At 32.1% G+C, this 12,769-nt stretch carries 8 protein-coding genes; 4 read left to right on the plus strand and 4 right to left on the minus strand.

The window, feature by feature from the left end; translation table 11 throughout:
- Positions 1-353: 353 nt before the first annotated feature.
- On the plus strand, positions 354-6,452 hold the full coding sequence (locus FHK87_RS25460) for an alpha-2-macroglobulin family protein (RefSeq protein ID WP_449371680.1): 6,099 nt from the start codon (positions 354-356) through the stop codon (positions 6,450-6,452).
- A gap of 116 nt (positions 6,453-6,568) precedes the next feature.
- On the opposite strand, the gene FHK87_RS25465 is transcribed toward FHK87_RS25460, so the two are convergent.
- Both FHK87_RS25465 and FHK87_RS25470 read right to left on the minus strand, forming a co-directional pair.
- Positions 6,569-6,853: a hypothetical protein gene (locus FHK87_RS25465; RefSeq protein ID WP_140597706.1), complete on the minus strand. Its 285-nt coding sequence runs from the start codon at positions 6,851-6,853 to the stop codon at positions 6,569-6,571.
- Between the two features lie 247 nt (positions 6,854-7,100).
- Positions 7,101-7,718: a fasciclin domain-containing protein gene (locus tag FHK87_RS25470; RefSeq protein WP_140597707.1), complete on the minus strand. Its 618-nt coding sequence runs from the start codon at positions 7,716-7,718 to the stop codon at positions 7,101-7,103.
- Positions 7,719-7,989: 271 nt separating this feature from the next.
- Between FHK87_RS25470 and FHK87_RS25475 the strand changes: the two genes are divergently transcribed.
- A complete protein-coding gene (locus tag FHK87_RS25475; protein ID WP_140597708.1) occupies positions 7,990-8,301 on the plus strand; it encodes a GNAT family N-acetyltransferase in 312 nt (103 codons plus the stop codon).
- A gap of 60 nt (positions 8,302-8,361) precedes the next feature.
- On the opposite strand, the gene obgE is transcribed toward FHK87_RS25475, so the two are convergent.
- Both obgE and FHK87_RS25485 read right to left on the minus strand, forming a co-directional pair.
- On the minus strand, positions 8,362-9,360 hold the full coding sequence (gene obgE, locus FHK87_RS25480) for a GTPase ObgE (protein WP_140597709.1): 999 nt from the start codon (positions 9,358-9,360) through the stop codon (positions 8,362-8,364).
- A 48-nt stretch (positions 9,361-9,408) separates the two neighbouring features.
- Complete coding sequence (locus FHK87_RS25485; protein WP_140597710.1) at positions 9,409-10,515, minus strand: adenylate kinase; 1,107 nt, start codon at positions 10,513-10,515, stop codon at positions 9,409-9,411.
- 268 nt (positions 10,516-10,783) lie between these two features.
- Between FHK87_RS25485 and FHK87_RS25490 the strand changes: the two genes are divergently transcribed.
- Positions 10,784-11,941 carry a 5-(carboxyamino)imidazole ribonucleotide synthase gene (locus FHK87_RS25490; protein ID WP_140597711.1) on the plus strand — a complete coding sequence of 386 codons (1,158 nt, stop codon included), beginning with the start codon at positions 10,784-10,786 and terminating at the stop codon, positions 11,939-11,941.
- A 72-nt stretch (positions 11,942-12,013) separates the two neighbouring features.
- Complete coding sequence (purE, locus tag FHK87_RS25495; protein WP_140597712.1) at positions 12,014-12,502, plus strand: 5-(carboxyamino)imidazole ribonucleotide mutase; 489 nt, start codon at positions 12,014-12,016, stop codon at positions 12,500-12,502.
- Positions 12,503-12,769: the final 267 nt, after the last annotated feature.

Raw genomic sequence — 12,769 nt, forward strand, 5'->3', positions numbered from 1 at the left:
TATCTATCCCGCATGAGATTTGCAAGATTGGAGAGTTCTCAGAAAAGTTTTTTAGTGAATAGAACCTAATTTTAAAAAACTCAAACATTAATATATTCTCAAACAACAATACAAAATCAAGTCAAACAAAGTATACTTTACTCATCCAAACGATTACTTTGCTCATTGATAGTTTTATATTAATATGATAAATAGTTTATTTGAAATTCAAAATAAGAATTATTTATGACTGCAAAATTGTTAAGACTCAATTCAAATATGTAGCTTTATAGTACATTATTGATCTAACCATAAATAATCAAGACGCAACGGCATGACACTTGTTGTATCTACTTAAGAATCAAAAATCTTTTATGATGAAAAAACACATCATCTTTATTATTATTTGCACTTTAAACCTATATAACATGAATAGTCAGAATGACTACCAAGAAGATTGGAAAAAAGTAGCATCTTTTGAGCAAGAAGGCTTACCTAAATCTGCTTTAGAAATTGTTGAATCTTTGTACAAAAAAGCACAAAATGAAAACAACAACAGTCAAATTATCAAAACATTACTATATAAAGCAAAATACGCGTTAACTCTTGAAGAAAATGCACAGCTTTCTATAATTACTGATTTTAAGAATGAAATAAAAGAAAGTAAATTTCCTAAAAAGAATATTTTAGAAAGTATTCTGGCAAATTTATATTGGCAATATTTTCAAGAAAATCGTTGGAGGTTTTATAATCGCACACAAACCGAACAAAAAGTTGATCAGGATGATTTTAGAACATGGGATCTTAAGACACTATTTACAGAAATACATTTACATTATCAAGGATCGATCAAAAACGGAGTTTTATCACAACAAACTGATCTCAAGCAATTCGATCAAATTCTATTAACCGCAGAAAATTCAAAAAAATACCGCCCTACACTGTACGATTTTTTATTGCATAATGCTTTAGAATTCTATACTTCTTCAGAAACAGGGATCATTAAGCCCGCTTATGCATTTACTATAAATGACTCAAAATACTTAGGTTCTCATGATGAGTTTAATTCATTAAAAATCAAAACAAAGGACTCTCTATCTTTACAATTTAATGCTTTAAAACTATATCAAAACCTTATAAAATTTCATAAAAGAGACAAAAATCCTGAGGCATTAGTAGAGGTAAATATTGAACGTTTACAATTCGTATATGCAAATGCTGTATTTGGAGACAAACAATCCTTATTATTACAATCTTTGAAGACAGAAGAAAAAAAGTTTGAATCAAACCCATCATCTGCATTATATAGTTACGAGATTGCAAAATTATTTAAAGAACTAGCTGCTTTATATAAGCCTCAAAACAATGAAGAACATCGATGGAAGTTAAAGGAAGCTATTGCACTTTGCGATGCTACTCAAAAAAAGTTTCCTGATTCTAGAGGAGCTAAACGATGTGAATCCCTAAAAAGAGAAATCTTTGAGTCAGAATTAGATATAAAAATTGAAAAAAACATTCCAATTCAGACTCCGGCAAGGCTACTGATCACTTACAAGAATATTAACAAATTATATCTAAAAGCATTAAGAATAACTCCTGCGCAACTCAATCGCTTACATAGGATGTATGACAATCAAGAGCAAGTAAAATTTTTAAATAGTTTGAAAGAAGTAACCTCTTGGGAATCTGATATACGTGATGAAAAAGATTATCAATCACATACTACAGAAATATCGGTTCCTAAACTAGCACATGGCTTTTATCTAATTGTTGCTACCTTATCAAAAGATATTTCTGAAAACGGTTTGTTTTCTTATGGAAATACGCAAATAACTAATCTTGCTCTAACAGAGAACAAAACCCGTAGTCAATCTATCTTTCAAGTTATAGATAGAAATAATGGAGCTCCTATTCAAAATGCAAAAGTACGTATCAAAACAAATAATGAAGCGAGATATGGAAACAAGATAGATAAAACTTTTACTACAGACGAAAAAGGTCAAGTATTCTTCAAAGCAAACACTCACTATTACGATTTGAATATATCTGTTTCTTATGAGGAAGATTCTGCCTTGTTTGGAGGATTCTACCTCAATAAATCTTATGAAAATGTAAACAACCAAAATAAAATTCGTAGAACTACATTTTTATTTACCGATCGAAGTATTTATAGACCTGGTCAAACGGTTTACTACAAAGGAATAGTAATGTCTTCTGATGGTAAAAAAACATTTGAGGTTCTCCCCAATCAATCTACAACTGTTACTTTAAGAGATGTCAACGGACAAGAAGTAAAAAATGTGACTTTACAAACTAATGATTATGGATCTTTTTCAGGAGAATTTGTATTGCCATCAACAGGGCTAACCGGTATGTATACAATTTACACCAGCGATAATGGTAGCACCTCTATATCTGTAGAAGAATATAAACGTCCAAAATTTGAAACGAAATTTAATCCTGTTACTCAAACTTATAAAATAAACGATATCATAAAACTTACAGGGGTCGCAACTGCATATTCAGGTAGCACAATCACAGATGCAAAGGTAGTATATCGTGTAAAACGAAATGTAAGATATCCTATATGGTGCTATTGGTACCCTAGATACAATATCCAACCACAAGAAATTACTTTTGGAGAAACAAAAACAAATGATCAAGGAGAATATACTATCGATTTTGAAGCATTACCTGATCTAACAGTAGCAAAAGAAAATCAACCTATTTTTAACTATGAAGTAACCGCAGATGTAACTGATATTAATGGAGAAACAAGAAGTACAACAACAATAGTAAATGTAGGGTATCATACTATAAATGCAAGCATGAACATTCTAGAACTTATAGATCAAACTCAAAAAGACCAAACATTTAGTGTAAGTACAGTAAATTTAAACAACGAACCTATCGAAGCATCGGGAGATATCAAAATTCATAAATTAAAAGCTCCTGATCAACCTATGCGTATCCGCCCATGGAAAGCCCCAGACTACAAAGGCTTCAGTAAAGAAGAATTTAATACATTATTCCCGCACGATGCCTATAATACTGAAGATGATTTTAGAACATGGAAAAAACAAGAAATGGTGCTGGAGAAATCATTTAGTACTTCAACATCAAAAGAAAGCGACAAAGGGATACAAAACTTCTCTTTAAAAGATACAAAAAAATGGAAAACCGGTAAATATGTTATAGAACTAAGTACTCAAGATCGATTTGGACAAAAAGTAAAAGATATCAGATATTTTACACTGTATAATCAAAGCGATAAAGTAATTAGTGACAAACAATTATTTGAGATCACTGCCAATAAAGATTCTTATAAAACAGGGGATGAAGCTATTATTAAAGTAAGTTCTGCATCAGAAGATATCTCAATTACTTTAGATATAGAAAAAAATCATAAAATCGTAGAAACTAAAATTATCAAATTATCTGAAAATAGCAAAGTAATCAAAATCCCTATTCTTAAAGAAGATTTGGGAGGTTTTGCAGTTCACTATAGCTATTCTAACTATAATGGGTATCAAAACGGAAGAATAATTATTCCTGTTCCTTATGAACCTTCCGAACTTAGTATAGAAACCAAGACCTTTAGAGATAAATTACAGCCTGGACAAGAAGAAACGTGGAGTTTTGTAATCAAAGGACCAAAAGGAGACAAAGTCAGTGCAGAAGTATTAGCAAGTATGTATGATGCTTCTTTAGATCAGTTCAAAGCACATCAATGGTATTTCAATCCTAAATACAGATCGTCATATTACTCGCAAAGTCAAAGAAATGCTATACAAAGCTTCGGAATACAAAACTTTGCCCTCCACAACCAGAACCGCTCTGTATATTATCCTGAAATCCAACAATATGATAGATTGAATTGGTTTGGCTTGTATTTTGGCAGACAATACCTTGTCAATAAGATGAGCAAGAGAAGAGCAATGGCTCCAGCTCCAGCGATGAGTATGGCTCAAGAAAAATCAGCCTTGGGGATGGAATTAAATGAACAAGTAGCAGATGTAGAAGAAGAAGCAGATTATGCTGATGATCGCGAAGAAAAAAGAGATTCTGTTACAACAAACACAACCTCTACAGAAAAAGAATCAACCTCATTAGATGGTGTTAAAGTCAGAAAAAACTTCCAGGAAACAGCTTTCTTTTTTCCCCAGTTAACCACAAATGAAAATGGTGATATCAGTTTTAGTTTCACAACACCAGAAGCATTAACACAATGGAAACTACAATTATTAGCGCACACCAAAGAACTTAATTCAACTATTAAAACACTTGAGACTGTTACACAAAAAGAATTAATGGTATTGCCTAATCCTCCACGATTTTTAAGAGAAGGAGACAAAATTATTTTAAGCTCAAAAGTATCTAATCTCTCCAACAAAGACCTTAATGGTATTATCGAGTTGCAATTGATAGATGCATTGACCAACAAAACAATTAATACTGAATTGAGTAACAATAATATTCAACAAAATTTTACTGTAAAAGCAAAAGGTAATACTAATATTTCATGGGAGCTAGATATTCCTGACAACATACAAACCGTACAATATAAAATAATAGCCAAAGCAGGAGAATTCTCAGATGGAGAACAGAACGTGTTGCCTGTTCTAAGCAATAGAATGATGGTTACCGAAACGCTACCTATGTGGATTCGGTCTAATCAAACGAAGAGTTTTACGCTAGACAAACTAAAAGATAACACTTCTAGTACTCTAAAAAACCATAAACTCACTCTAGAGATAACTTCTAATCCTGCATGGTATGCAGTACAATCTTTACCATACCTTATGGAATACCCTCATGAATGTGCCGAGCAAACTTTTGCCAGATATTACTCTAATCAGCTGGCAAGCTATATTGCAAACAGTAACCCAAGAATAAAAGAAGTATTTGAGCAATGGAAATCTAGTGACGCTCTGATTAGTAATCTTGAAAAAAATCAAGAACTTAAATCTTTGATCATACAAGAAACACCATGGCTAAGAGACGCACAAAGTGAAACCGAACAGAAAAAAAGAATTGCACTCTTATTCGATTTTAACAAGATGAACAATGAACTACAATCTGCTTTGCAGAAATTAAGACAAATGCAAATGGGGTCTGGTGCATTTCCTTGGTTTAAAGGCGGACGAGAAAGTAGATTTATTACACAACATATCATCACTGGTTTCGGACATCTAAAAAAATTAAATGCCGTTTCTAAGTTCGATAACCAAACTTTGGCAATGATTAATAAAGCTATCCGTTTTCTCGATAGAGAGTTTGTCGATGAATATGAAGAATTAAAAAGATATTGTAAGAAAAATAAAATTGATATAAATGAAAATCATTTAGCATATACCCAGATTCACTACTTGTATATGCGTAGTTTCTTTAGCAATATCAAAAGGCCTAAAGCTACAAATGAAGCTTGGGATTATTATCTGGGGCAATCCAAAAAATATTGGTCAGACCAAGGATTATACGCACAAGGTATGCTTGCATTGATTACAAATAGAAATAATGATAATGCAACAGCAAATAAGATCATTAGGTCTCTTGACGAAAAGAGTATTACCAGTGATGAATTAGGTATGTATTGGAAATCTAATACAGCTAGTTGGTATTGGTACCAAGCACCTATAGAAACACAAGCTTTGATGATAGAAGTGTTTAGTGAAATTGAAAAAGAACCTAAGAGAACAAAAATTGTAGACAATCTTAAGATTTGGTTACTCAAAAATAAACAAACGAATAGATGGGAAACTACAAAAGCTACCTCTGATGCTGTGTATGCACTACTGCTTCAAGGCAGCGATTGGCTTGCTGTAACCGATATGGTAGATATAACGCTTGGTGATCAAAAAATTGATCCTAGCAAAATAGAAGATGTTAAAGTAGAGGCTGGCACCGGTTATTTTAAAACTTCATGGAACACTACCGAAATAAAACCCGATATGGCAACTGCAACCATATCAAAAAAAGGAAAAGGAATTGCCTGGGGAGCATTGTATTGGCAATATTTTGAAGATTTAGACAAAATCACTTTTGCCAAAACACCGTTAGAAATCAAAAAGAAGCTATTCTTAAAAAAGAATACTGAAACAGGTGAAAAACTTACAGAAGTTACCAATGCCACGACACTAGAATTAGGAGATCTTATAAAGGTAAGAGTAGAAATCAAAGTAGATAGAGCAATGGAGTTTGTACATATGAAAGACATGAGAGCATCTGGATTTGAACCGGTTAATGTGATTTCTCAATACAAGTGGCAAGACGGTTTAGGGTATTATGAGAGCACTAAAGATGCTGCTACAAATTTCTTTTTTGATTATTTACCCAAAGGAGTATATGTTTTTGAATATGATTTGAGAGTAAACAATAAAGGAGATTTCTCTAATGGAATCACAACAATACAGAGTATGTATGCTCCTGAGTTTACGAGCCACTCTGAAGGAGTTCGAGTAAAAATTAAATAAACTATAATATATCAAATATAAGAAAGGGTACTTATATATAAGTATCCTTTTCTTTTTTAATCAAAAAGAAATAACGTCAGAAAATAGTCCATTCTTGGCTTTTTAATCGTATTTAATTAAGAGATTACGCCAACAGACCAGGGAATATTAGCCTTTTCTGTAGCTGTACATATAGTAGACAAGTAAGAATAAATAGGTTCGGGAGTATTTTTGGATACTAAAAAAGTATGTTTTTCTGTACAAAAATCAAATTCTACACTAGATAAATCTACCCATTCTTTATTATCCATAAGCTCTAACAAAATTATAGTAGCCTTTTTTCGAAAATTGTACTCTAACTTTAAAAGTTTCTGTACTTCGGAGGATTTGGCTTCAGATTTTGATAACCAATTAATTTTCATAATTTGAATACAAGTTAAGCTGTTGTTAAATCAAAGTTAACCACATTACTGTTAAACCGCAAAAAATTAACGTTAATGTTTTCGCATTCACCTAATAAACAAACAACTAGAGTTTTAATCATGTATTGTATTACAAATTCTTTTCTTCATAATAGATTCACAAAAAATCCGATTGTACAAATAACAAAAAAATCCTTTCTGAAAATGATCAGAAAGGATTTTTCATATATATAGACAAAAATGAATATTATTTTTTGGGCATCATAACTGCATCTATTGTATGTATGAGACCATTAGAAGCTTTTACATCAGTTGTTACCAATACCCCACCATTACCCATTTGATCTATCAAAAATATATCTCCACTTTTACGAGTAGCAGTAAGTACAGTACCATTAATTGTTTTTAGTTTTATACTACCATTACCTTTCTTAATTGCATCTACTAAGTCATCTTTTTTCTGAATCCCCTTGATAATATGACAATCCAAAATCGTTTTGAGCTGCTCCTTATTCTCTGGTTTTAAAAGATGATCCAAAGTCCCTTCAGGTAACTTATCAAAAGCTAAATTTGCCGGTGCCAATATAGTATATGGTCCTTCAGAACTAAGTGTTTCAGAAGCACCTGTTGCTTTTATTATTGAAGTTAATGTAGAAAACCCCTTATCAATAGCTGTAAACTCAGCAATGTTTAATACTTTCTCTTCTGTTTTTTTCTCTTCAAATACTGCTTTTGAAGGAGAATCAATCTTTTCAGCAATCAATTTATTATTATCTTCAGAAGTCTTATCGGTTTTCGATTGAGTACATGAAGTAATTACTATTCCGGTAAGAATAACAGAAAATATTTTATACCTAATTTTCATCTTTTTTCGTTTGTTTTTTAGTGAGAACGTAGTATTCTTTTTATTTCATAAAATATTAAGTTAAATAAGTCCCAATTGATCGTTAAAATTTATTTGAATATCAACTTAAAGTAATAGAATAAGAATTACTTTTTTGAGTAAAAACATGTATCAAAAAATGGTTTTAGATGACTAAATCAACATTAGTTTTGATTAAAAGTCAATTAGAAACTTCATTCATAAAACATTTTAAAAGTTTTACATTTGAAATTGTAATTATAAATTTTGACGTATGGAAAAGAGAGATTGGTCCAAAATTACTTTGATAGATAATACCAACTATCCCAAAAAAAGATTTGAATTACATATCGATAATAAAATTGCTTTTATTGAATACATTTTAGCGAAAGGAAATACTATTTACCTCACACATACAGAAGTACCAGAAACTCTAAAAGGTCTTGGAATAGGGAATCAAATCGTAAAAAAAGCGTTAGTTTATATCAGAGAAAAAGAATACAAATTAGTTCCTATATGTCCATTCATAAAAATTTATATAAAAAGACATCCAAAAGAAGCAGAAGGATTACTAAAGTCATCTTGACTTAAAAATTAAAGTATTTACAATACGTTTGTGATATACTTTTTAAAGAGTATATCACAATTACTCATTTAACATTTTCCAAAGTTTATCTTTTAATTCCTGTAAACCTAATTGCGCAACAGAAGATATAAAGATATAAGGTATTTGTAATTGTTGATCTAACTCAACTTTTAACTCCTCTTTAAGTTCATCATCAAGCATATCGCATTTAGAGATTGCAATAAGCCTCTCTTTATCCAGCAATTCTGGGTTATACCTACGTAACTCATCTAAAAGGATATCATATTGTTTTTTTATATCTGCTGCATCTGCCGGAATTAAAAATAGTAATGTAGAATTACGTTCTATATGTCTTAAAAATCGGTGTCCAATACCCTTACCTTCTGCAGCTCCTTCAATGATACCAGGTATATCTGCCATTACAAAAGTTTTGAAGTCACGGTATTTTACAATTCCCAGGTTAGGTTTTAACGTTGTGAATTCATAGTCAGCAATTTTTGGTTTTGCTGCTGTGATGACAGACAATAATGTTGATTTTCCTGCATTCGGAAAACCAACAAGCCCTACATCTGCAAGTACTTTTAACTCTAGTGTAATATCGTGTTGCGTTCCTTCTACTCCTGGTTGAGCATAGCGAGGAGTTTGATTTGTAGAGCTTTTAAAATGCCAATTACCTCTTCCTCCCATTCCTCCCTCTGCTACAACAAACTCTTCTCCTTCAACTGTAATTTCTTTAATAACAGTTTGAGTGATTGTATCTCTGATCACTGTACCTAGAGGTACATCTACATAAATATCTTCTCCATCAGCTCCTGTACTCCTGTTTTTGCTTCCGTGCTCACCATGCCCCGCTCTAAAATGACGTTTAAATTTGAGATGATACAGCGTCCACAAATTAGGATTTGCTCTAATTATGATATGCCCTCCTCGACCTCCATCACCTCCATCGGGTCCTCCTTTGGCAATATATTTTTCTCTATGTAAGTGTACAGAGCCTTTTCCTCCATTTCCTGAAGTTACATGCAATTTTACATAATCTACAAAATTCCCTTCTGTCATTATTGCAATACGTTTTTGTTTAAGTTTTAAAACCTATAAAAGTATAAACTACAAATTATCAATTACTTCGCTTAGTCTTTTGGTGATTTCTTGTATCTCTCCTACTCCATCTACACCAAAATATCGGTCCCTTTTTTGATAATAATTCTTTAAGATCGCTGTTTCATCGTAATATACTTTTATTCTGTTACGAATAATACTTTCATCTGCATCATCTGGTCGACCTGAAGTTTTTCCTCTTTCGAGTAATCGTTGTACCAACACCTCATCTTCAACTTCGAGAGCAACCATTGCACTTACTTCAGAATTCTTTGACTCTAGTAATTTTGATAAAGAATCTGCCTGAGCTTCTGTTCTAGGAAATCCATCAAAAATAAATCCCTTTGCATCCGGATTTTTATCCACTTCTGTACTAAGCATATCTATAGTAACCTCATCAGGCACAAGTTGTCCTTTGTCGATATATGATTTTGCCAGAGTACCTAGCTCTGTTTGATTTTTTATATTGTATCTAAATACATCTCCCGTAGAGATATGTACCAGATCATATTTTTGTTTTAAAACTTCTGCTTGTGTTCCTTTTCCTGCACCCGGAGGGCCAAATAACACTAAATTTGTCATGCGGTTAGATTTTAATTGATAAACAGTGGTAAGATTTCTTCCTAATCCATCATAATCGAGACCATATCCAACAATAAATAAATTAGGGATTTCTATACCTATATACTCTATATTAATTTGTTTTGTATAAGCTTCGGGTTTGAAAAACAATGTGGCTATCTTACAAGCTTTACATCCTTTGTCTAATAATAGTATAGATAATTCTTCTATTGTAGTACCCGTATCGACAATATCTTCTATAATCACTACAGTTCTTCCCTCAACCTCTTCATTTAGACCTATTAATTCCTTTACCTGATTTGTTGTTTTAGTCCCTTCATAAGAAGATAATTTAATAAAACTCACCTCACAGTCATAGTTGAATCGTTTAATTACTTCTGAAGCAAACATAAAAGCACCATTCAAAACCACTAAAAATAAAGGCTTTTGATCAGCAAGATCTTTATTAAGATTAAAAGCTAGAGTATCTATGGCAGATGTAATTTTATCTTCAGTAATAAAGGGAACAAAGTCTAAGTCATGAAGCCTTATCATATATTTTGAAAGAAGTATTGTATTTTTAATCTAAAGGCGCAAAGATAATAATTAGAAACGAGCCTAACTAAGATTTGTTTCTGTAAGCCAAAATATTATACCTAAAGTTAGTAAAACCTCCATATTTATATCCTTAAACCCAAAAAAACAATACCTATTAGGCACTTTTATAGTGGCAAACTCAAGTATTTACCCCTCATTAATTATGGTTATTCTTAGCGAAAAAATTATTTTTGTGTTTTTAAAATTAATTCTGAAAATCCCCGTAATGACAAATTTTTTCTCGTCAGACTTTAAACTTGGTATCTTAGGAGGTGGTCAATTAGGCAAAATGATGCTATATGACACTAGAAAATATGATATACAAACATATGTATTAGATTCAGATTCTGATGCTCCTTGCAAATTAGCATGTAATTATTTTTACCAAGGTAATTTAATGGACTATGAGACGGTATATAATTTCGGAAAAAAAGTAGATGTCCTTACTTTCGAAATAGAAACCGTAAATGTAGATGCTTTGCTAGCTCTTGAAGAAGAAGGCAAAAAGGTTTACCCTAGTGCAAAAACACTCTCTATAATTCAAAATAAGGGGCGCCAAAAGCTATTTTATAGAGAACATAACATTCCGACTTCTGAATTCACTAAATTTTCTAATAAAGCACATCTTACAGAAGGGATCACAAATAATAATATTAAAATCCCATTTGTTTGGAAAAGCACTCAAGGAGGATATGATGGCAAAGGTGTATCTATTATAAGGTCGGGAGCTGACCTTGCCAAGCTTCCTGATACAGAATGCATTGCCGAAGAGTTAATCGATTTCAAAAATGAATTGGCTGTAATTGTAGTGAGAAATCCTAGTGGAGAGATCAAAACTTATCCTGTTGTAGAAATGGAATTTCATCCAGAGGCAAATCAAGTTGAGTATGTAATTTGCCCGGCACGTATCGATGCTCAAGTTGCAGAAAAAGCACTAGCAGTAGCTAAAAAAGTTTCTGAAGCCTTTGAACATGTAGGAATTCTAGCCGTAGAAATGTTCCAGACACAAGACGATAAAATCCTGGTAAATGAAGTTGCACCAAGACCCCATAATAGTGGTCATTACAGTATAGAAGCAAGTTATACTAATCAATTTGAACAACATATCAGAGCAGTACTTGATTTACCATTGGGAGCTACAGAAAGTAAACTTGGCGGAATTATGGTAAATCTCGTAGGAGCCGAAGGATATACAGGAGATGTATTATATAAAAACATGGACAAAATCATGAGTATGAAAGGAGTAACCCCTCATATCTATGGTAAAAAGCAAACCAGACCATTTAGAAAAATGGGGCATGTAACTATAGTACATGAAGATATTAATGAAGCTAGAAAAATTGCAGAAGAAGTAAAAAACACAATTAAAGTTATTAGCAAATAGACATATATTTCGTATCAACAAATATACGTTATGTGATACAATGTAAAAACATCATTTTTTAATTAAAACATCATGAGTAAAGTTGGGATTATAATGGGAAGCACAAGTGATATGCCCATTATGGAAAAAGCAATCGAAATATTAAAAAGTTTTGATATCGAAGTTGACGTTGATATTGTTTCTGCGCATCGAACTCCAGAAAAATTATTTGATTATGCAAAAAACGCTCATAATCGTGGAATATCAGTTATCATTGCAGGGGCAGGTGGAGCTGCTCACTTACCAGGAATGGTTGCTTCTCTCTCACCATTACCAGTCATTGGAGTACCTGTAAAATCAAGAAATTCGATTGACGGATGGGATTCTGTACTTTCTATTCTACAAATGCCGGGCGGGGTTCCTGTTGCCACAGTTGCCCTTGATGGTGCATTGAATGCAGGTATTCTTGCTGCTCAGATTATTGGATCTGGAGACCAGAAGATTCTCGATACAATAATTTCTTATAAAGAAGGTCTAAAACAAAAAGTAATAGATGGGGCCAAACAAATAAAGAAGGCATAAAAAAAGAGCCACCGAGAGGTGACTCTTTTCAAATATCAGGTCTTACAAAAGAATATAACAATATTTATTAACCAACTTAAATATATTACACAAAAAAATTCGTTGCAAGACCATTACTCTTAAAACCTGAAACAAAGGTAAAACCTTACTTTGATTACACAATAAAAGTAAGGCATAAATATTTCAACTTTTCGATGAAATACATAAAAATAGGATGAAATACATAAATTTTATTTTTTAGTTTGTTTTTGTGGCTGAAAAAACACA

The sequence above is a fragment of the Aquimarina algicola genome, assembly GCF_006443095.1.
GTDB lineage: Bacteria > Bacteroidota > Bacteroidia > Flavobacteriales > Flavobacteriaceae > Aquimarina > Aquimarina algicola.